At 43.5% G+C, this 20,544-nt stretch carries 18 protein-coding genes and 1 riboswitch; of the genes, 10 read left to right on the top strand and 8 right to left on the bottom strand.

The genetic code is table 11. From position 1 onward, the window contains the following. Positions 1-449: 449 nt before the first annotated feature. The 3 genes from nhaA to CXF62_RS09170 all read left to right on the top strand — a co-directional run bounded on the left by nhaA (position 450) and on the right by CXF62_RS09170 (position 3,936). Positions 450-1,652 carry a Na+/H+ antiporter NhaA gene (gene nhaA / locus CXF62_RS09180; protein WP_102094060.1) on the top strand — a complete coding sequence of 401 codons (1,203 nt, stop codon included), beginning with the start codon at positions 450-452 and terminating at the stop codon, positions 1,650-1,652. Positions 1,653-1,867: 215 nt separating this feature from the next. Continuing rightward, complete coding sequence (locus CXF62_RS09175; RefSeq protein ID WP_102094059.1) at positions 1,868-2,470, top strand: DUF2799 domain-containing protein; 603 nt, start codon at positions 1,868-1,870, stop codon at positions 2,468-2,470. 77 nt (positions 2,471-2,547) lie between these two features. Beyond that, positions 2,548-3,936 (top strand): oxygenase MpaB family protein, encoded by a 1,389-nt coding sequence (locus CXF62_RS09170; protein ID WP_228153210.1) that lies wholly within the window; start codon positions 2,548-2,550, stop codon positions 3,934-3,936. 132 nt (positions 3,937-4,068) lie between these two features. Here the strand turns inward: CXF62_RS09170 and CXF62_RS09165 are convergent, their stop codons facing one another. Then, positions 4,069-4,803, bottom strand: a complete 735-nt coding sequence (locus CXF62_RS09165) for an NUDIX hydrolase (RefSeq protein WP_102094056.1) — start codon at positions 4,801-4,803, stop codon at positions 4,069-4,071. Between the two features lie 619 nt (positions 4,804-5,422). Between CXF62_RS09165 and CXF62_RS09160 the strand changes: the two genes are divergently transcribed. The 3 genes from CXF62_RS09160 to CXF62_RS09150 all read left to right on the top strand — a co-directional run bounded on the left by CXF62_RS09160 (position 5,423) and on the right by CXF62_RS09150 (position 8,346). Beyond that, entirely contained in the window at positions 5,423-6,238 is an 816-nt protein-coding gene (locus CXF62_RS09160) for an SDR family oxidoreductase (RefSeq protein ID WP_102094054.1), read from the top strand. 4 nt (positions 6,239-6,242) lie between these two features. Then, a complete protein-coding gene (locus CXF62_RS09155) occupies positions 6,243-7,514 on the top strand; it encodes an AGE family epimerase/isomerase (protein WP_102094081.1) in 1,272 nt (423 codons plus the stop codon). 268 nt (positions 7,515-7,782) lie between these two features. Continuing rightward, the gene (locus CXF62_RS09150; protein ID WP_102094053.1) at positions 7,783-8,346 is read left to right on the top strand and encodes an NUDIX hydrolase; all 564 of its coding nucleotides are present in this window, start codon (positions 7,783-7,785) and stop codon (positions 8,344-8,346) included. 82 nt (positions 8,347-8,428) lie between these two features. Here CXF62_RS09150 and CXF62_RS09145 read toward each other — a convergent pair whose 3' ends face one another. Further along, positions 8,429-11,509 (bottom strand): insulinase family protein, encoded by a 3,081-nt coding sequence (locus tag CXF62_RS09145; RefSeq protein ID WP_102094051.1) that lies wholly within the window; start codon positions 11,507-11,509, stop codon positions 8,429-8,431. A 290-nt stretch (positions 11,510-11,799) separates the two neighbouring features. Here CXF62_RS09145 and CXF62_RS09140 point away from each other — a divergent pair, with 290 nt between their 5' ends. Continuing rightward, positions 11,800-12,261: a universal stress protein gene (locus tag CXF62_RS09140; protein ID WP_102094050.1), complete on the top strand. Its 462-nt coding sequence runs from the start codon at positions 11,800-11,802 to the stop codon at positions 12,259-12,261. Positions 12,262-12,360: 99 nt separating this feature from the next. Further along, complete coding sequence (locus tag CXF62_RS09135) at positions 12,361-12,822, top strand: universal stress protein (RefSeq protein WP_057761630.1); 462 nt, start codon at positions 12,361-12,363, stop codon at positions 12,820-12,822. Positions 12,823-12,932: 110 nt separating this feature from the next. On the opposite strand, the gene CXF62_RS09130 is transcribed toward CXF62_RS09135, so the two are convergent. Then, the gene (locus CXF62_RS09130; protein WP_102094048.1) at positions 12,933-13,868 is read right to left on the bottom strand and encodes a LysR substrate-binding domain-containing protein; all 936 of its coding nucleotides are present in this window, start codon (positions 13,866-13,868) and stop codon (positions 12,933-12,935) included. Positions 13,869-14,089: 221 nt separating this feature from the next. Between CXF62_RS09130 and CXF62_RS09125 the strand changes: the two genes are divergently transcribed. After that, on the top strand, positions 14,090-15,214 hold the full coding sequence (locus CXF62_RS09125) for a YeiH family protein (RefSeq protein ID WP_102094047.1): 1,125 nt from the start codon (positions 14,090-14,092) through the stop codon (positions 15,212-15,214). A 242-nt stretch (positions 15,215-15,456) separates the two neighbouring features. On the opposite strand, the gene CXF62_RS09120 is transcribed toward CXF62_RS09125, so the two are convergent. The 3 genes from CXF62_RS09120 to CXF62_RS14730 form a co-directional block, all read right to left on the bottom strand. After that, on the bottom strand, positions 15,457-15,666 hold the full coding sequence (locus CXF62_RS09120) for a cold-shock protein (RefSeq protein WP_045453470.1): 210 nt from the start codon (positions 15,664-15,666) through the stop codon (positions 15,457-15,459). Positions 15,667-15,909: 243 nt separating this feature from the next. Beyond that, positions 15,910-16,332 (bottom strand): YbaN family protein, encoded by a 423-nt coding sequence (locus CXF62_RS09115; protein ID WP_102094045.1) that lies wholly within the window; start codon positions 16,330-16,332, stop codon positions 15,910-15,912. A 279-nt stretch (positions 16,333-16,611) separates the two neighbouring features. Continuing rightward, a complete protein-coding gene (locus CXF62_RS14730) occupies positions 16,612-16,791 on the bottom strand; it encodes a hypothetical protein (RefSeq protein WP_185156628.1) in 180 nt (59 codons plus the stop codon). After that, a riboswitch (TPP riboswitch) is annotated at positions 16,752-16,868 on the top strand. Its footprint overlaps the gene before it by 40 nt. Here CXF62_RS14730 and CXF62_RS09110 point away from each other — a divergent pair. After that, positions 16,858-17,754, top strand: coding sequence for an ABC transporter substrate-binding protein (locus CXF62_RS09110; protein ID WP_102094044.1), 897 nt, complete (start codon positions 16,858-16,860; stop codon positions 17,752-17,754). Its footprint overlaps the riboswitch before it by 11 nt. Before the next feature lie 108 nt (positions 17,755-17,862). On the opposite strand, the gene CXF62_RS09105 is transcribed toward CXF62_RS09110, so the two are convergent. Both CXF62_RS09105 and CXF62_RS14725 read right to left on the bottom strand, forming a co-directional pair. Then, entirely contained in the window at positions 17,863-19,161 is a 1,299-nt protein-coding gene (locus CXF62_RS09105; RefSeq protein ID WP_102094042.1) for a VWA domain-containing protein, read from the bottom strand. A 133-nt stretch (positions 19,162-19,294) separates the two neighbouring features. Continuing rightward, on the bottom strand, positions 19,295-20,544 hold a 1,250-nt coding region (locus tag CXF62_RS14725), incomplete at its 5' end, for an NACHT domain-containing protein (RefSeq protein ID WP_197707708.1).

The raw sequence follows: 20,544 nt of genomic DNA, 5'->3' as shown, positions 1-20,544 counted from the left end.
ATATTATAAGAAGAGAAAAAGGAGTTATGAGATAAGGCTAAAATATCGTTATCGATAAGCTGACAGCTTACCAGTGCTAGCAAAAGAAATAATGACACGTCGCACAGCGCTGCTCATTATAAAGATAAAACCGTAAAAAAAGCCAAAAACGTAACAAAGTCTGCTAAATTTGTCTAATAACATTCCGAATATGCTCAACCGAATAGCGACTTATTAAAAAGATGTAACGACTTACAACTATTGTGCTCGTCAAATCCTCTTTATAATATTGCTATTGTGAATATAAAAAAGTAGACCGTTGGCACTGGCTCAACGTATTTTGTTGTCTATATTGATAAGAGTATGAGAAACTGTTTCTGTCTATTTGCTACCTCAAAATTATAGGTAGCGCAGACATTGATGGATATTTGAGGTTATTTAGTAAATTGTATTTAGCGAATGAGGATGATATGGCAATACGAAGGATTAAAGCATTTTTTGAATTTGAGGCAGCAGGCGGTATCGTCTTAGCATTGGCTGCCATTGCTGCAATGATCATTGCCAACTCCCCTCTTAATGTTTGGTATGAAGGTTTTATTCATGCACCAGTCGCCATTCAGATTGGTGAGTTTGCGATTGCCAAAGACGCTCATCACTGGATTAACGATGGTCTGATGGCGGTTTTCTTTTTCTTGGTTGGATTAGAGCTTAAGCGTGAAGTACTCATCGGTGAGCTGTCCAACGTCAAACAGATAATACTGCCAGCAGGGGCTGCACTTGGCGGTATGATTATGCCAGCGATTGTCTATCTGCTCTTTAACTACAATGAGCCTGAGTTTTGGAAAGGCTGGGCCATTCCTGCGGCGACAGATATTGCCTTTGCACTCGGTATTTTGAGTCTCTTAGGTAACCGTGTACCTAACTCTTTAAAGGTCTTTTTGGTCTCTATTGCTATCTTTGATGACATTGGTGCGATTCTGATTATCGCTTTGTTTTATACCAGTGAGTTGTCGTTAGAGTCATTGGCAGTAGCTGGTTTATGTTTGCCGTTTTTATATGTTCTTAATCGCCGTAACGTCACCAATATCACGCCATATCTACTCATTGGTCTGATCATGTGGATTGCCGTACTCAAGTCTGGTATCCATGCAACATTGGCAGGTGTGGTATTAGCACTGTTTATCCCGATGTTCGACCGCACTGATCCTGAGCACTCTCCGCTTGAAGAGCTAGAGCACGATCTGCACAATACCGTCGCTTTTGGTATTTTGCCAATCTTTGCTTTTGCCAACTCGGGTATCTCTCTCGAAGGCGCAGGTTTTGCTGAGCTATTCCACTCAGTGCCGCTAGGTATTGCCGCTGGTTTGTTTATTGGTAAGCAGTTAGGCGTCATGATGATGTGCTGGTTAATCTTCAAACTTGGTATCTCAACCATGCCAAAAGGTATGGACTATAAGCAAATCTACGGTGCAGCTCTATTGTGCGGTGTTGGTTTTACCATGAGTTTGTTCATCGGTGGTTTGGCATTTGCTGGCGATACCACTATGTTTGATGAGCGCTTGGGCATTATCATGGGTTCAATCGTCTCTGGTATCGCAGGTTACATCATGCTAAAAATGAGCTTGAAAGATAATGCTAGCGGTACATCGGTCGACTTGACTCGCCCGCATTAATGAATACCTTTGAGATATAGAGTAGCTTATAGTGGTACTGCTTAATATTGATCCCACTTATAAGCTGCTCTATTTTATTTGTATGTACGTTATCGAGATACCTACAAGTGACCTAGCAATCGATGACTAGACTATATAACGTGATTAATTGCATCATTTATTTGTGTTCATAGTTATTATCGTTATCATAATTATTACAGCTATCGGAGCTAACCATGTACCGACCTATACACCGCGTTGTACGTCAACTGGCATTAGGGTTATCTGTGTTCGGTAGTATTTATCTGCTAGCAGGCTGTGCAACACTCTCCAAGCAAGAATGTCTCATCGGTGATTGGCAAGCTATCGGCTATAACGATGGCGTGGCAGGTTATCATTCAGACCGATTAGCATCTCATACAAAAGCCTGTGCCAAAGCCAGTGTCGCCCCCGACTACCAAGCATGGGAGCGCGGTCGTAAACTTGGTCTACAACAATACTGCACTATCAATAATGCCTATAACATCGGTAGACGTGGTCGTCAATTAAACAATGTTTGTCCAATTGCTATGGCCAACACATTGCAAGCGGCTAATCAAAAAGGGCTAGATTATTACGCCTTAGACAGTCAATTAGACAAAGACAATCACCTCTTAGATACTTACCAATCAGAATTCGATAAGCTAGAAAATGGTGAAATGCTAGACTTTTCTAATGAAAAAGAAGCCCGTGCACGGCTGCTATCTCTATCTGATGAGATTCGTGATACCAAACGCCGTACCCGAACAACACAGCAGCAATTAGATTCATTGAACCAATCCAGTAATTTTTACGAATAACTGCGATGCGAAGCTATCGCAATGCAAGTTTGACTTTCTAAGGCACGCCCTAACTCTGAAAATGGTACTTGATAACTATGGATAAGAAAATCATCAATACGGCAAGTACTCCAACTGACAAACCTGACTTTCAATCATCGAATGCTCAATCATCGAACACTTATCAGCGTCATGGACGTACCACTGCTATCGATGACCATAGCGATTTGCAGGTTCTAAAACGCATTAAACGTTATTTATTACCAAAAGACTTTACGATCTCGCCTGCTCTACTTGATGAGATCGTGGCAGGTTATGATATTGGCGATCCGCTTGCAGACGCGTTAGCTGCACAGAGCATAAAGTTTGCGAAGCCCTTACAGCATACTATTCTTAGCGATAGTCCAAACAACAATCCTGCAAGCAATTATCTTGGAAACAAGGACCTTGTAAACAATTCATCATTTAGCGCGCTCACTGAGCAATTTAGCAGCCATCCTGACTGGTTCGACCCAAAGCTTGCCCAGATAGGTGCGGTTGCCTATCGGCGCTATCCATTAATGCTCATTTGGCTACTGCGTAATGTTGCTCTGATGGCCGGCTATAGCATCCCTGCCCTCTCGCTACCACTTATTCAGACAGGCGCACTGATGCACGATGCGCTACCGCGATTGATGCGTACTTATGCTTATATCTTGGCTGTGTCTGAACATCCCTCATCTGATGTGAGCACACACAATCAAAATAAACCTATCGAGCAAGTGTTATCCATTGGCTCTGAGGGCTGGCGACAATCGATCCAAGTACGACAAATACATACTTTGGTACGGCAAAACTTACTCAAAGGTAAAGGCAATGCTGCTACAGGCGTGATACCAAACGCCGAGCAACATCATAACCCTGACGGTAGTTGGAATACCGACTATTGGGGCATCCCTATCAATCAAACCGATATGATTGCCACCCACTTACAGTTCTCCTTATTGATTATGCGCGGCCTGCGACTGCTGGGCGCGCGTATTAGCACAGAAGAAGCCGAAGGAATTTTGCACTTATGGAATCTGGCCAGTTATTGGATGGGCGTTGATTTAGATCGTCTGCCAAAAGATGAAGCGGCATGCTGGGAGTGGCTGTATACGTACCTATCGATTCAGCAGCTAGATTTTAAGATGGGACAGCCACTGGCAAAAGCCTTGCATGATTTACCGCGTCAGCTGATGGGTGAAGACAATCGCCGTGGACGTTTTGTCGAAATGGTCAACGCGAGTGTCACTCGGACTTTGGTCGGTGATGATATAGGCGATGGTCTGGACTTACCAAAGTCAAAGATACGCTTTGGCGTGTTATCTTCTGTACCGATTCTTTTTGCGCTCGATACTGCACGGCAGCATAATTCGTCCGTTGCTCATAAGCTAGAAGCATTCCGTGCCAAGCGCCAAGACAATATGAACTGGTGGCTTAAGAAAAATGATGATTATTATAAATAGATGACCATAGTCATTCCACTATAAAAGCATTACTGCGTTAACCTCGTTTGAAGTATCACATATACATCTACACTCGGTTGCCTTGTACTACTTTTGAATTGCATCGACTATATTATAAGTAGATGACATTTATCAGCGTTTTTTTTCTACGCGGTAATACCATTCGAGCTGTCGATCAAACCCTGTTTCTAATAGGTTGGCAATTACCCGTCCTGTTAGTCCCCACACTGTCTCACCATCGACCTGCCAGCTCGGCGTCAGTATGGTAGCCACTTGCTCTTGCATTTTATACTCAATTTCATACTCTACCGTTGGTTGAGTGACTAACGATTCTAAGTCTGCCCAAAAGATACGTGATATTTCTCCCGCTTCAGGAACTAGCACTAGACCTGGGGCGATAAGCGCGACGATTGGGCGTACGCTCATACCACTTTTTGAAGTTTGGATCGGTAGCTGACCAAGTAATTGGACTTTATTGGGCGGTAGCGCTGTTTCTTCACAGGCTTCACGCAATGCGGTAACGACATTATTGCCATCGCCTCGATCATGTTTACCACCCACACAAGACACTTCACCCGCATGACTATTCATATGGGCGGCACGGCGTGTTAATAATAGTTTAGGCCTGCGCTCATGAGTAATAGCGACCAGTATTGAGGCATCAGCAATCGGTGTCTGATATAAGCTGTCCAAAATACGCGTACTTTGTGAGGTGTTGCCACTCTCGTACATCGTTGGACTCGTCAGCGCGTTCAATGTCTCGTGCTGTACTCGCTCGGCCAGTTTTCTGAGTGTAGGATGACGAATAAAACTTGGGACAGCGACGCTAAACTTGTTAAAGAAATCAATATTTTCAGGTATGGTCATTATCAAATCCTATGAGTGGTCATCTTCATATTATTCATGAAAATACCTGTGCCAGCATACCAGTATAACCTGTTACTAGTATGGCAGCCTTTCTTATTAGTCCGATTATTGCTTTAGTAGATGTATCTCATATTGATGTCGTTTCAGGCAAGGTGCGACGTATTAACGTATCGGCTGATTACTACACATATATCGGGCAATTATGATAAATATAAAATTTCTTGCCGCTTATGTATATGCTTTGTTATCTAGACTAAGTCTCTATCAAGGTGAATATTTCAACTAAATGACTGTTTTTTTTCCGTGCCTTCACAACTTTTTAAATCACTCAATTCCTTATCTCGTCTTTCTTAGACGGTGATAACTTTATTGAATAAGACTTTCCCAATATCCTTTTTTCTTGATATTCGTTCATGGTAATAAGTCTCATAACCGCATTTTAAATTACCAAACATTAACCGAGTAATATTTCAAAAAATGTATCTGAGCATTATGATAGTTGTTAGCAGGGCTATGAGGCGGACATTCTAAAATAGCATTATAAAAATATCGATGCCAGCGTCATAGGTTTGCTGTAATAAAAATAGATGACACCTCAAACGAACGAAGGATACAGATTATGACAGACCAAATCGACAACATGATGCCACCTGCTGAATACATCAATGATAATTATAAAGGCTCAGGAAAACTGGCTGATAAGCGCGTTTTAATCACTGGCGGAGACAGTGGTATCGGTCGCGCAGTGGCTTTTCATATGGCACGCGAAGGTGCCAAAGTTGCCATCCTTTATCACTCTGATGAAGAAAGCGCGAATGAGACGCGTGAAGGTATTGAAGCAGAAGGCACAGATGCGTTGGTATTGCAGGGTGATACCGCAGATAGTAGTAGTTGCAAAGAGGCAGTAGAAGCCGTCGTGACAAAATGGGGCGGCATTGATGTGTTAGTCAACAATGCTGGTATGCAAAAGCCGTATCATGACCTGTCTGAAGTCAGTGATGAAGACTGGCAACAGCATTTTGATGTCAATATGGCAGGAATGTTTTATGCAACCCGCGCCGCCCTTGAGTATATGAAAGAAGGCGATAGCATCATCAATACCACCTCAGTGAATGCGTACGTCGGCAATGATGTATTGGTGCCGTACACCGCAACCAAAGGCGCTATCGTTGGCTACACCCGCGCGTTATCTCAACAACTACTTAGTCGCGGTATTCGCGTTAATCAGGTAGCACCAGGTCCTGTGGTGAGCGAGATTCAACTGGTATTTAAAGACTTTAATAAAGATATTTTAGAGTCTATGTCTTCACCAATGGGACGTATGGGTCAGCCACGTGAGATGGGTGCTGCCTATGTATTTCTTGCTTGCCAAGATAGTAGCTTTGTGACTGGGCAGACCTTACACATAAACGGAGGTATGATTACCAATGGCTGATATCATGGATTCTCCTGACTCTTCTGACCTGCTATCTGTCTGTTGGGCAGATAGCAGTACTCATCGCCGTTGGTTGCTCGCTGAAGGACAGCGTTTGCTCGAACATTATGCCAAAGCGCGCGCGCCATCAGGGTTTGCGACTCTCGGTCATGATGGGAGCATGGTAGATGACACAGCAAAGAGCATCATCACTGCGAGGATGGTGCATTGCTATGCGCTAGCGGCACTAATGGGTATACCAGGTGCAGCAACACTTGCTGACCATGGCCTAGATGCGTTGCTCGATGGCCCATTGCGCGACTCGGTACATGGCGGTTGGTTCAGTGATACCTCCTCAACTCATGAAAACCCATCACGCAAAAACGCCTATCTGCATGCGTTTGTCGCGCTTGCTGGCGCGTCTGCTAGCATTGCTGGTCGCCCGCGCGGTACAGAGTTGATGGAGGCTGCAATAACAATCATTGATCAGCATTTTTGGTTAGAAGATGAACAATCGATGCTGCCCTCTTTTGCGGCTGACTGGTCTGACCCCGAAGATTATCGCGGTGCCAATTGCAACATGCATACGACCGAAGCCTGCTTAGCACTAGCAGATGCCACGGGTGAGATGCGTTGGCTAGATCGTGCGCTACACTTAGCCAAGCGTTTCGGACACGATATTCCTAGTACTTACGATGGTCGCCTACCTGAACATTTTGATAGTGGGTGGAATCTGTTACCCGACTACGATGCAAATGAACCTTCTGATGACCTGCGACCTTGGGGACTCACACCTGGTCATTTTGCAGAATGGGCTGGACTGCTACTCAAAGTTGAGTCTGCTTGTATCGCGCATGATTATGACGTACCTGATTGGCTGCTACCTGATGCCGTCACATTATTTAATAGCGCTATCGATCGTGGCTGGGCACCTGACGGTCAGCCCGGCATGGTCTATACCATTGGCTGGAATGATGAGATTTCAATACCCAACCGTCCTTACTGGGTACAGGCTGAAATGGCAAATACCGCACTGATGCTATCGCGCCGTACGGGTAATCCACGCTTTGAACATTACTACCGCTTAGCTTGGGATTATATCGCCAGTACTTTGATTGATCTTGAGCACGGCGGCTGGCGTCATGAAGTGGATGCAGATGGCAATTTAAGTACGGTGGTGTATCCAACTCGCGAAGATCTTTATCATGACTTTCAAGCCACTGTAACGCCATTGATTCCTATTTCTGCGTCGGTAGCCGGTGGACTACTCACACAGTTGCTCGAAACAAAAGCCTAATTGCTATAACCTAATTTTTATGACCTGATTTCTAGGTAGGATATACTCGATAAGATAAGAACACTCTGATGGCGATTGAAATGCGCTGTCAGAGCGTTTTCATTGTAATCATAAAAATTAAATAAAATAGCTTTTCTCGTTAAAAATTAAAGGATATGCTTAAAAGCATTTTCCACTATCGTTGCTGTATACAAAAGCAAACATCAGCATGGCGAAAAAACTTTTAAGATAAGTGGACACACAATATTTATTAATAAAGGTAGTTGATATGCGCTATTGCCTCCAATGCGGTCATGAAGCAGAACGAAAAATCCCACCTACAGACAATATGCCGCGTTTGGTATGCCCCAATTGCCACTATATCCACTACGAAAACCCAAAAGTTATCTGTGGTTCGCTGGTAGTACATGAAAATAGAGTACTACTCTGCCGCCGTGCCATTGAGCCACAATATGGGCTATGGACGATACCTGCAGGTTTTATGGAAAACGGCGAAACCATGGCTGAAGGCGCAGCACGCGAGAGCTATGAAGAGGCTGATGCCATCGTACTGAATCCGCATCTATACTGCATTTATGACTTACCAGATATTGGGCAGATCTACTCTATTTATCTAGCCGATCTAAAAGATGGCGCGTATGGTATTGGCTCAGAAAGCCTCGACTGTGCACTGTTTAGCGAAGAAGACATCCCATGGGATACACTGGCGTTTGAAGCCATTCGCCGTACTTTAAAAAGCTACTTTGCTGATCGTAAGCAGTATAACGAGTTGTCAGAATTTCCGATTCATCAAGAAAAAATTGGCAAAGATTTGAGTATCAAGCGATATTAGTCAATTATCTAACCGCAAAAAGCCAAGCATGATGCTTGGCTTTTTTGTGCTTAACTTTTAATCAAAAACAAACCTAATTACCTTAGCTCTTAATTCTAAAAACCTCAAAGCCTAGGCCTTTTACTGCCTCTTCTTTGTCATAAGGCGCTAGTACTGCACGTACATGCTTTTGCCCTTGCAGATATTGCTTGGCAACGCGCTGTAAATCAGCAACTGTCACGGCCAATATTGACGCACGCATTTTACGCTGCCAGTCGACACCGCGATGATGTAGATTTGCAAAACACGCTTTGATTGCTTCGCCTGCAGGAGAGCCCGGCTTATCCATACCTGAAATAATACCTAAGATAGCTTCTTCCAATTGCTCATCAGTTTGTGGCTCGTTCAATAGCCATTCGATACTGGCGTCAAAGTGAGCAAAGGTCTCAGCGCACTGTGGATCACGATAGCTGAAGAACTTAAAGGCACAAGCGTTGGCATCGTAACCTGCACCGCCGCCATAGGCACCGCCGCGCTCACGAATCGCACTGTGCAAATAGCCGTTACGTAAGTAAGGCGCTAATACCATTAATGCAGCGGTATCAGGATGGTCAGCAGCAGGTACAGTATACGCACTGGCATTGTGATAGACATTCGTTGGTACTAGCCATGCTAGATCTGCAACCTCGAGCACGTCGTTTTTAACATCGTCGCCATTTTCTAATGTTTTAACTGTATCAGTCGCACCATTTAACGCAGTATCTAATTGCAGGTTTGCAAACTCGCTTGGGATATTTACTACCGCAGTCGTTAAATCATTCCCAGCGGTTGACGCTTGGCTGTCTCTCCAACTATCAACGATTAAGCTGCTTAAACGTTCGGTTTGTTCTGCTTCACAAATAATAACGGCATGCTTCGGCAAACTGATCAGACGTTGATGTAAATCCATCAAGCTCGTAGCCAATTGATCCCACTGCGCATCATCTGTACTAGCATGTGCCAAGAAATCTTTCAGTGCGTTTAATGCTGGTAGGCCGCTGCGCACATATTCCAACTGCGCTTGGCGACTCATGCCGCGACTGGCTGTTTGCATTGCATAAGAGTGACCAGATCCCGCTAAATTTGACTGCCAGCCTGCTTGGCGCTGTTGCAAGATTTCTTTGATACGGTCATGCTCAGAGAAGATACTGTTCTCCATCACTTCCTTGAGCAAATCAATCGCTTCAGGCTTGCGATTTAGCGCACGCGTTGCCACGACAAAGTAGCTGCTAATCGCTTGGCTATCATCGACGTTGGTACGCTGACTAATACGCGCGGTCACACCAGAAGAATGCGCTGCCTGCTTAGCTTGCATCTCATGAGCGCTAAGCGAGTCAGTACCTAGCTCAGACAATAGACTTAAATAAATAGGCAACAATGGATGATTGATTACATCATTGACTGGTAGCTCATCTGCGCTCGCATTACCGATTGCCTCAGTCAGTGGAACAATCACTTGATAGTAGTAAATACCATTGGTGCCAGCTTCATACTCAAATAGCGTGCTGTCTTGACCGCTCAAACGCACCTGCTTTTGGGTGCCTTCTTTAAAGCTGATATCCGTTGGTACGTCTTCTAGACCTACCTTTGGCAATAAGCTCAAATCATCTGGCGCAGCTTGACGTGCAGCCAAATCTAAGGCTTGCTGTTTTAAAATAGCTTTATCATCAGCAGTCAAATCCATCGCGATAGTATCCAAACGAGTCTGCTCAGCTGCTGCCAAACGGGCTGTTTTTTCGCTATCAGGGGTCATCGTTACGCGTACGCGATGCTGATTGTCCAATAGATGCGTTTTAATCAAGTTCGGTAGCCACTGTGGATCGACGACTTGCTCGCGTAGCCACTGTAGATGCTCGTCTACTTCCCAAACATCGATAGGGTTGCCATCATGAATGGCGGTACTAAAGCCCTCTAGCATAAGGTTTAGACCATAAGGAATGCTATCGCCGCCGATGTGACGCTGATCAATCTCAATCTGATGCAGAATGGTTTCGATTGTCTCGTCATCAACTGGTGAATTTGCCACTTCGGTCAGCAAATCAATAATGCCCTGCTCGACCGCTTCGGCGTGTTCAGGGTTAGAACCACGTAGACCCGTATAAAAGACCATTTCATAATGGCTGTCATCAAGACCCAATAGTGGACTTGGTGCTTTACCCAGCGGATGGCTGTCGAGATAAGCACGCAATGGCGAACCTGCATGCTCAATCAGCACGCCCTCTAATAGACGCAATGCCAAACGCTGCTTAGGATCGGTAATCGATGGTAGTAACCAAGCAACCACGTGATGCGTCTGATCTGGGCCGGCTTCGTCAGCAGTATAAGTATCAACCGCGCTGATTGGCGCAGACAAACGTTGCTCTGGACGCGATACATGCTTTTTGCCTGCTTCAAATTGAATCAAAGCATCTTCGTGTATCTTCGCTTGCGTCTCAGCAACAGGGATATTACCGAAGCTCATAATGACACTGTTTGACGGATGATAATGGCTCTGGTGAAACTCTGTCAGCTCAGTGTGTGTCAAGTCAGGGATATCAGCAGGATCGCCGCCTGAATTATAATGATAGGTCGTCGTTGGGAACAGATGATGAGCAACCGTATGATATAGCTGATCAATCTCGCCACTCATCGCGCCTTTCATCTCATTAAAAACAACACCCTTAAACTGCGGCTTATCATTTTCGTCAAGCTCTACGCGGATGCCTTCTTGGGCAAAATCGAGCGGATGGATATTTGGGAAAAACGACGCATCCAGATATACAGCGAGCAAGTTAAAATAGTCGTTTTTGTTTTGCGTCGCATACGGATACGCAGTCCAATCGGCTGCAGTCATCGCATTCATAAACGTATTTAACGAGCGTTTAATCATTGAAAAGAACGGATCACGTACTGGGAACTTGTTCGAGCCACATAATGCCACGTGCTCTAAGACATGCGCCTCGCCTTTTGAGTCCATTGGCTGGGTGCGAAAACCGACTAAAAACGCATTTTCATCACTTGGGTGTGCCAGATGATAATGCATCGCTCCTGTTTTTACATGCTGACTAATCAGCACATCCATCGATAGCGCCTCAATATGGCGATGCTCAATCAGCTCAAATGCTGGATGCAGCGTTAAATCAGCAGTAAATGGCGTGTCCGTCATAGTTATCCTTATCGCTTATCATGCGTATAGTGCCCTGACTATCAGGGAAAATAGAGTAATAAATTGGCTAAAAAAGAGTTGGCTTAGCGCTATTAGTGGGGCTGCGACATGGATAAGTCAAGGCAGCAGCCATGTAATAATCCACCACACAGTAATCTACGCGGGTAGCCATTAAAGCCTTATAATTACAAATCCATCAATATCCACAATTTTATTATGGATTTATCGCTTAACAAAGGTGATTTGCACTGCTACTATAAAGTTAACTATTAACAGGAGTGGAGTACCTTATGAGCTACCAACATGTTTTACTGGTCACTGATTTGCTATCCGATGCGGACAAAGTGGCGCTAAAAGCCAAGCGTATTCTCGCAGGCTCTCCTGAAGCCCGACTGTCCGTCTTGCATATCGTTGAAGATGATATGGTACGCTTTGGTTATGAACTTGTGCCTGCCTCTAGTCTCTCGGGTGATGTCGATAGTGAAAAGTGGCAAGAGGCACGGGCTAGACTGGCGCAATTCCTCGCACGTAACGAGCTAGAAGCGATCAACTCTGAGGTCACCGCTGCCATCTCTAATAGCAAAGGTATCATTAATTACTGCCGTGAAAAAGACGTCGATTTACTTATCATTGGACGTCATGAACGCCATGGTATTGCCGCTTGGTTGGTAGGAGCCACTGCCGATAGTATCTTGCCAAATGTCCCTTGCGACAGTTTAGTGGTGAAGCTTGATCAGCCTGTCTTGGAATAATTGGCATTACTCTAATCCGCTGCTAAAGACGACAAGCTTTACTTAACAGCGCCCTAGAGTAGTGCTATAGTAAATACTATCTGACACGAGGAAGACGCTATGAGTTACGAACATATTTTACTGGTTACCGACTTACTCTCTGATGCAGATATAGTCGCACAAAAGGCCAAGCGCATCGTCGAAAACCGTCCAGGCTCTAAGCTATCAGTTCTGCATATTGTCAAAGACACCATGGTTGGCTTTGGCTACGAGCTGGTACCTGCCTCTAGCCTATACGATGAGATTGATGATGAACGCTGCCAAGAAGCTCGTGCAAAGCTGGCGCAGTTCCTTGAACGCAATCAGCTAAATGCAGCAACGTCAGAAGTCACAACTGCCATCTCTAGCAGTGAAGGTATCGTCAGCTATTGTCATAAACATGATGTCGATCTATTGGTCATCGGTCGTCATAAGCGTACCGGTATCGCTGCATGGATTAGTGGCGCGACAGCAGATAATATCTTACCTAATGTACCTTGCGATAGCTTTGTGGTGCGACTGGACAAGCCTGTTTCAGCATAACAATATGCTTCGATTGTCTTATCTAATATCAAGCATATCCTAAACAAAAAAGCGCAGCGTAACTTTTAACGCTGCGCTTTTTTATGGTTGATAGGTTTTAGAGTCATTGCTTAACCCTGTTGAATAATATCTATAAAGGTTTGCCAAATGGGGCTTTGGTGCCGAGCTTTGTGCCAGACCAGCCACCATGTACGCGATAAATCAATTCCTGCTACATTTACTTGTACCAACTCACCTGTCGCGAGTTCCGTCTCAATCACATGCTGTGATAGACAACCAAGACCAATATCTGCACTCACCATGTGCTTAATGGCCTCTGATTGATGTATCGCCTTCACCACTTCTGCATTAGGTAGATACTTAAGCAGTTGCTCATCGATAATCTGCCGTGTGCCCGACCCTGCCTCACGTACCAATAGTGGTAACTGCGCTAGCTGATGAATGGTCAGCTGATAGCAGTCCTTATCTTGGCTATAAATAGCCACATTCTTTAACCACTTGCTATCACGCTTGGCAAATATCATCAGTGTATCAGTACGCCATTCGCGCTGCTCAATAACTTTCATATCTATCGGACGCGGCATTCCTTCTACCAGTGCGATGTCTATATTCAATTGCTCAACCTCGCTAACTACCTCTTGGGTATTGGCAATATACATATCAACATTAGCATCGGGCAGCGCTTCATATAGCTTACCAAGCAATGATGGCAGCACATAATTGCCGATAGTGGTACTAGCACCGATATGAATCTGTCCTGCTTGATACTGATGATAATGCTCAAGCGTGAGCGACTGACCCAAGATAGCCTGAGCCTGTATATAAATAGGATGGGCATTAGGGTGTTGATTGAGCCGACGACCGACGCGCTCAAACAGTGGCATCTGTAGTCTGGACTCCAGCTCTGTCAGCGAACTACTGACCGCTGACTGTGATAAATGCAGCTCCTCACTGGCGCGACTGGTGCTGCCTGTCTGATAAATGCTGACAAAAACAGCAAGCTGCTTAAGCGTAATCTTTGGCACTGTCTGCACAGATTTTTTCATGATATCAATAATACCTTATGTCATTTTTTAGCTTGTCTTGTTCAATATGCATGTCTTTCATTGCAGCTTATACGCGGCATATCGACTTCTATCATAAGCCTTAACCTAAAAAATCGATAGTTTATATCTTATTAATCTGTTTTTATTATAAATATAGCGGGCATATACTGTCTATTCATAAGCTTATGCTTATCTTAATATAAGTAATAGGATGCCGCGTCATGCACACACTCGTCCAATCAGTCAGCAACTCTGTTCATAACTATACCCCTAATCACCGTCACTTGGCAGGATTGGTAGTTGTTCTGATCGGTAGTTTATTTTGCTTATGGTTGGACAGTAGTCTGGATGTATGGTCAAACGGCCGTATCGTCGGCTTGTCGTCTTTGACGCTAGCGATTTTGCTAGGCATGATATTAGGCAATACCATCTATCCTAAACTCGCTGAACGTTTAAACGGTGGCGTTTGCTTTGCCAAAGGTCAGATATTGCGACTTGCGATTATGTTTTATGGATTTAAGCTAACCATGACACAAGTTGCGAGCGTCGGTATGCCAGCGATTATGACTGATGCGCTCGTACTGACATCGACCTTTATGCTGACCTACTGGTTAGGTACTAGATGGTTAAAAGTTGATAAAGAAACGGTGATTTTGATTGGCTCAGGGGCAAGTATTTGCGGTGCTGCTGCCGTCGTCGCCGCAGAGCCAGTCGTCAACGCGCAAGCTCATAAAGTCACTATCGCCGTGGCAACTGTGGTGGTTTTTGGCACTATCGCGATGCTGCTATATCCTTTTCTTTATCATCTTGGTTGGTTAAAACCTTGGCTAAGCGCCCAGCAGTACGGCATGTACACTGGCTCAACCGTCCATGAGGTGGCGCAAGTCGTAGTCGCAGGTAATGCAATCAATACCGAGGTTGGTGATACCGCTGTCGTGACCAAGATGATACGCGTCATGATGCTTGCGCCTTTCCTGCTTGTGTTATCGTTTGCGCTAACCAAAGAGCGCACCATAGATAATACCGCTATAGAAGATAAGAGCAGTAAAAACGAGACAGCATCATTTATGACTCGTGTTAAACAAGTTAAAGTGCCATGGTTTGCGTTTATCTTTATCGGTATTGTGTTGATACATACATGGGTGCCGATGTCTGAGAGTGTCGTACGCAGTATGGTGATGCTAGATGATGTGCTACTTACGATGGCCATGTTTGCATTAGGTCTAACCACTCATCTAAGTGCGATCAAGCAAGCTGGCGTTAGACCGCTTATCTTAGGTGCCATTATGTTTGGCTGGTTAATACTGGGCGGTGGTCTGATTAATATCGGCATTAGCTTTATATAATAAGCTAAATGTTCACTCTTAACTGCTGGTATCATTGCACAATATAAAAGGCCTCCAACTATCTATAGTCGGAGGCCCTTTTGCATCTGTTATTTGATTTAATATGATTAGTTAAAATCTTTCGAATAAGACTTCTACTCGCTTCAGTACTCATATCTTAAATACCAAAACATAGACGAAAAAAAACGAACCCGAAGGTTCGCTTTTCTACATCTATTCATCTATCTGTCTATAAAGACAAATTAGATAGCAACGATGTTATGTGCTTGTGGGCCTTTTTGGCCTTGAGTTACAGTGAACTCAACTTCTTGGCCTTCAGCCAAAGTTTTGAAACCTGAACCAGTGATTTCGCTGTAATGAGCAAAAACGTCTGCGCCAGTTTCTGGAGCGATAAAACCAAAGCCTTTAGCTTCGTTGAACCACTTAACTGTACCTTTTTGAACGTCTGACATAGTATAATCCTACTTTTAAATTTATTAATGGTCTAGTGACCGGTAACGCTTGCAAATAGCTACTGAACGATAAATATTAAAACGAAGGATTATAACTAATACTACGAGGTAATGATTTGGTGCAGAACTGCTCTTAAGCTTGGGCGTATTATAAGGGGTACATCCCAGTATCGCAAGTCTTATCTCATGTTTCGTGTAACCAGAGCCGTTTATTGGCTGATTTTGGCGCAAATTGCAACGGATTTAGGCATTTGGTAAACGGAACAAATATATCGCTACCCCACTACAGACAGCGGCTACCGCCCATGCCATCCACATCATATCGGCAGGCAAACGATAAAATAACATAATTGTTGATGCTGCCATCATAACCGTCGCTAAACACTTGGCATAAAGCGGAACGGCATGATTCTCCTCCCAGTCACGGACGAATTTACCAAAGTATTTATGATTAATCAGCCAAAAATGAAAACGTCGAGAACTGCGTGCCCAGCAGCCTGCTGCTAGCAAGATAAAAGGCGCAGTAGGCATCACTGGCAACAATATACCGATAATACCTAAGATAAAAAACAGCCAACCAAGCGTCACAAAGGTCCAACGCAGCATTGGGCTGTTGGATTGATCAGTCTTGGGTCGGTAATAGAACGCTTTTTTATTGTCGGTCATATAAGTTTTCGGTCGTGTAAGTTGTCAGTTATGCCAAATGTCGATTGTCTAGAGTAGCGCCTATTATATAAGCGGTGGCATAGAAGGCTAATCATGCAATATCGTCCGTCTGTGCACAAGACTATTTATATGAGGTTTTTGCTATTGATAGGTATGTTTGGTTAGTAATTGGGTAAGTACCAATAATAAATGCTGCATTCTTCTATTAACACGTTGATTGAAAGCATTTATAAAAAGCTATGGTAAGCCATGATAAGCAACAGCTGTCGTAAAGAGCGGTTAACGAACACCAGTCATCACCTGCCATCGTCTTTCCCGATACGCTTGCATCCCATCTTGTAAGTCGTCTATGATGACGCAGTAGCTATCGATAATAGCCATTAGCAGTACTGATCGAAAATAATGCAATGCAATACCAATCAATCTTGTCGGGGTGCTTTGATTTAACGCTGTAAACACAGCCCACATCATCGCTGAGACACACCCGTGAACCTGAAGCAGTTAGCACTGACGTAGGAAACAACCATGCAGTCGACCACCAAACTGACCCTCACTCTCGAATGGTTTTTGAACCCTGATCACCTGCCCTTTATTGCGGGTGTGACCACGGGCGCATATGAGCAAGCAGGGCTTGATATCACCATTATCGAGCCAGATGACCACTATGATGGCTTTGCCGAATTACAAAACCAAAGTATCGATTTGCATGTCAATGAGCCTATCCATCTGTTTGAACATTACGCGCCTAATCTACGTGCGCTAGGCTGCTTTTTTGAGACCGATGGCGGCATATTGATGCAACGCGCTAGCATGGAAAAATTAAAAAACAATCAACCGATTCGCATCTGCACCCCTGCCGCTGAGGAAAAAACCAATCGTATTGGCTTTGAGATATTGGCTCGCTATGCCAAGAAGAACGGCTTTAGTATCAGCCGTGATAATGTGAGCTTTGTACAAAAAGACTTTTATCACATCAAAAACCTGCAAGAAGACCCAAGCCTAGATGGTGCATGGCTATGCTTCTATAACTTTGAGGGCATTGAGGCGATTCATGAAGGGTTGGACTTTACGTTTATCGATCAGCATCTGTCACCTTATCCGAACTTTTCAGCGTTAGAGATTCTGACGACGGATGAGATCTATAGCGCGAAAAAGGAAGCGATAGATACCTTTATCCAAGTGACCAATCAAATGACAGAGCTGTGTAAAAACGAGCCAACCACAGCCCACCGTATGTATTATGACTATAGTAAAACCGAAGCAGATACGCTGATGGATGCCATTATTGATAATACGCTGGGCAGATTGCTCACGCCTATCAAGCCTGATGCGGATAAATGGCAAGAACTGCGCGAGATGCTAGCCGAAATCGATATCGTGACGTTGACTGATGAGCAATATCAGTCGCTGTGGGCGCTATAGACACTTTAGAAGTTACAATATTTTAAATAATAAAAAACCGCCATCGTTTAACTGTGGCGGTTTTTTATTTAGCTGTAATCGAATAGTGAGGTTAGCGCACTAATACTTTTATAGTGAAGTGACTATACCAAGCTGCTTGGCTTCTTTTAGCCACATTGGGAACTCTTCTAGCATGTTTTCATACAGTGCTTCTTCGCTAATGTCATCCAAATCATCGAGTTCAAAAAAGTCGCAATTATCAATCACGCGCCCTGTCATGTCGTCTAGTTTTTTTAGGATGCCATAACCACGACCACCTAAGCCCACAAACTGCCAAAATATCGGCAGTTTCGCGGCTTCCGTCATGACTCTTGTGATACCGCGATTGTCATTTACCCCGCCATCACTGATAAATAGCACGTAGATAGGCACATCCAAGCCGTCCTTTTGATAAAACTCTGTCACGGCTTTCATGACCTCTGCTTCATTGTTGATGCGCGGGCCAAGTGCCCATTTACGCCAGCCGCCATGAGCGTTGTTAATAAAACCGTCATAGTTGCTCAGTCCAATCTCGCCCAAATACTGCGGATCTCGGGCAAATGCCCAGCAGTCTAGTGCTTGGTCGTCATCGAAGTTCACTGCCAATGGCAATATGCGATTGACCACTTCTTGCACGCGGCCTTTTTTGTACTGTCTATTCATTGAGCCTGAGGCATCTAGCACCAAAGCTACCTTTGCGGTTAATTGCTGCAATTGGCGTTTCTCAAGCGATATGGTGGCTTTTTTGGCCAGATTGACCAGTTTTGGCGCTTTGTCTAGCATGACCTTCTCGAGCGACGGTTTTGCTTGCACTGGTGCTACGGTCGGCTCGCGTACTTGTGGGTTACTCTCTTCTACATCGCCACCGAAATGCTGCACGATGGCGGCAAGTCCACCATTAAAGCCTTGCGCGACGTTGGAGACTCGCCACACGCCACTCTTACGGTAAAGCTGCATCAGCATACTGGCTTGCTGCTGAGCAAAGTCTGCTGCTTGATACTCTGCGTGCGCTTTTTGCGACTGCTGCCAAATGCCAATCTCTAACGATTGAATTTGATTGAGCGGCGTGTCGGCTGATAATACAAAAAACAAGCTGTCTATATTATCCGCCAGTTTAGATAAATTCACCTCAAACTCGGCTTGGATGCCTTTATTTGCCGTTGGCTGCGACTCGTAATGGGTGAGCTTGATTTGCCCGCACGGTGAGGTTGGCTGATTATAAAACACCATGTAATCATCATTGATCAGTTTGCCTGCTGCGTCTAAGGCAAAGCAGCTGATGTCCATCTCTATCAGGCTTTGGCGAGTGAACTTGAGCGTGATGGGTGCGGTATCGTCAATAGCAAGGTTGCTTAAAGGCGAGCGTTGTCCGACGGTAAGATGTTTCATGGTATTCCCTCAAAGATAATACTTAAAATATTAAATACTCATTTTAATAAATCATAAGGCTTCTTGTAAAAGTACCATTCCGTTGACTTCCCTTAACAGGCTAGCGAAGAGTTGTGTAAGATGTCTATAGTAATTACCTATTAGAGTTATTAAAAATCCGCGCATCTTCACGCTTACCTTTACTCAGCAAATCAATAGTTTTATTTAAGTTCGAGCTCTTTGGAACCCTCCGTCTATATAGTTTCAAAAACTGTCTAGTGCTACTATTTATCTCGAAATTATTACTGTAAATTAAATTCAATAAAATACTTAACTGGTCATTATCTAAATACATTTTCTTCTCAACATAGTTTTTTGTAATTATATCTATGTATTGCGAATCTCCTTTGACAGCTAATGTAGCAGATATAAAAAGTAACTTTAACCAATCAGTATCAGAAAATTCTTTTGTATCGCCAGTAATTGTATCACCAATATTTCTTAGAGCCTTATCAAAAAAATCATAGCTATAACATTGAGATATAACTATGCACATAAAAATCATTAATTCGATTCGACCCATGTCCAGAGATTTTAGCGTTTCGGCCTCTGCAGGATCATTTAAAATTTCTAAAACTGTATTAGCGGCGATATTAATACTATGGTCAAGTTGGTTTTCGATAGCAGTATATGGTGAAACGTAAGCTGCTAGAAGAAATTGCGCGTTCGTAGCTACTTGATTTATCTTCAATCCATAGCTATCAAACTCTATTTCACTCAGACTAGTTATCAAATTGGAACTATCTTTTATTAATCCGAAAACAAAAAAGTAAGCATTTTGCCAGTAAGGGTTATATATCTCTTTATTCATCTTATATGATTTATTTTGAAATAAAGCTCTCGCGTAGAAAAACTCACAAAAAGATCTATGCTTAAAACGAATTGTATTAGCTTTATAATTAGTAATGAAAATCTCATTGTTATAAGCAAGTTTTTCAAAAATTTTATTTTTATCGATATCCAAATTCCTCTCAGAGAGATACTCATCAATAATTTCTTTTAATTCACCCATAGATACAGTAGTCAAATTATAATCTAATAAGTATTTAGAAAAAATACCACAAACATTTTTAAATATTTCATATTCTGTTTGTGACTGTAAGTTATCTCCACTCCATCTGAATAATACAATTTCTGTAAACTTGCTATATAGCTCAGTAAGAGTAGAAGGAATTTCCTTTGGATCATGACTTAATATTTGACCTAACAATATTGCAGTCATAGGTGTTTTTGGCAACATATTGAAGAGTTGTAAATTAGATATATCTGATCTTACATTTTTTCCAGGCTTATAATAAGACTGAACAATAGCCATTATTTGATTGTTTTGTAAAGGACAAATCT

The organism is Psychrobacter sp. MES7-P7E, assembly GCF_002863645.1.
GTDB lineage: Bacteria > Pseudomonadota > Gammaproteobacteria > Pseudomonadales > Moraxellaceae > Psychrobacter.
The sequence above is the reverse complement of the archived record's forward strand: the minus strand, read 5'-3'. Positions and strand labels throughout refer to the sequence as shown.

Bases quoted from the DNA above. Each gene is read 5' to 3' on its own strand.
- nhaA (WP_102094060.1), top strand. From the start codon at position 450: ATGGCAATACGAAGGATTAAAGCATTTTTTGAATTTGAGGCAGCAGGC.
- CXF62_RS09175 (WP_102094059.1), top strand. From the start codon at position 1,868: ATGTACCGACCTATACACCGCGTTGTACGTCAACTGGCATTAGGGTTA.
- CXF62_RS09170 (WP_228153210.1), top strand. From the start codon at position 2,548: ATGGATAAGAAAATCATCAATACGGCAAGTACTCCAACTGACAAACCT.
- CXF62_RS09165 (WP_102094056.1), bottom strand. From the start codon at position 4,803: ATGACCATACCTGAAAATATTGATTTCTTTAACAAGTTTAGCGTCGCT.
- CXF62_RS09160 (WP_102094054.1), top strand. From the start codon at position 5,423: ATGACAGACCAAATCGACAACATGATGCCACCTGCTGAATACATCAAT.
- CXF62_RS09155 (WP_102094081.1), top strand. From the start codon at position 6,243: ATGGATTCTCCTGACTCTTCTGACCTGCTATCTGTCTGTTGGGCAGAT.
- CXF62_RS09150 (WP_102094053.1), top strand. From the start codon at position 7,783: ATGCGCTATTGCCTCCAATGCGGTCATGAAGCAGAACGAAAAATCCCA.
- CXF62_RS09145 (WP_102094051.1), bottom strand. From the start codon at position 11,509: ATGACGGACACGCCATTTACTGCTGATTTAACGCTGCATCCAGCATTT.
- CXF62_RS09140 (WP_102094050.1), top strand. From the start codon at position 11,800: ATGAGCTACCAACATGTTTTACTGGTCACTGATTTGCTATCCGATGCG.
- CXF62_RS09135 (WP_057761630.1), top strand. From the start codon at position 12,361: ATGAGTTACGAACATATTTTACTGGTTACCGACTTACTCTCTGATGCA.
- CXF62_RS09130 (WP_102094048.1), bottom strand. From the start codon at position 13,868: ATGAAAAAATCTGTGCAGACAGTGCCAAAGATTACGCTTAAGCAGCTT.
- CXF62_RS09125 (WP_102094047.1), top strand. From the start codon at position 14,090: ATGCACACACTCGTCCAATCAGTCAGCAACTCTGTTCATAACTATACC.
- CXF62_RS09120 (WP_045453470.1), bottom strand. From the start codon at position 15,666: ATGTCAGACGTTCAAAAAGGTACAGTTAAGTGGTTCAACGAAGCTAAA.
- CXF62_RS09115 (WP_102094045.1), bottom strand. From the start codon at position 16,332: ATGACCGACAATAAAAAAGCGTTCTATTACCGACCCAAGACTGATCAA.
- CXF62_RS09110 (WP_102094044.1), top strand. From the start codon at position 16,858: ATGCAGTCGACCACCAAACTGACCCTCACTCTCGAATGGTTTTTGAAC.
- CXF62_RS09105 (WP_102094042.1), bottom strand. From the start codon at position 19,161: ATGAAACATCTTACCGTCGGACAACGCTCGCCTTTAAGCAACCTTGCT.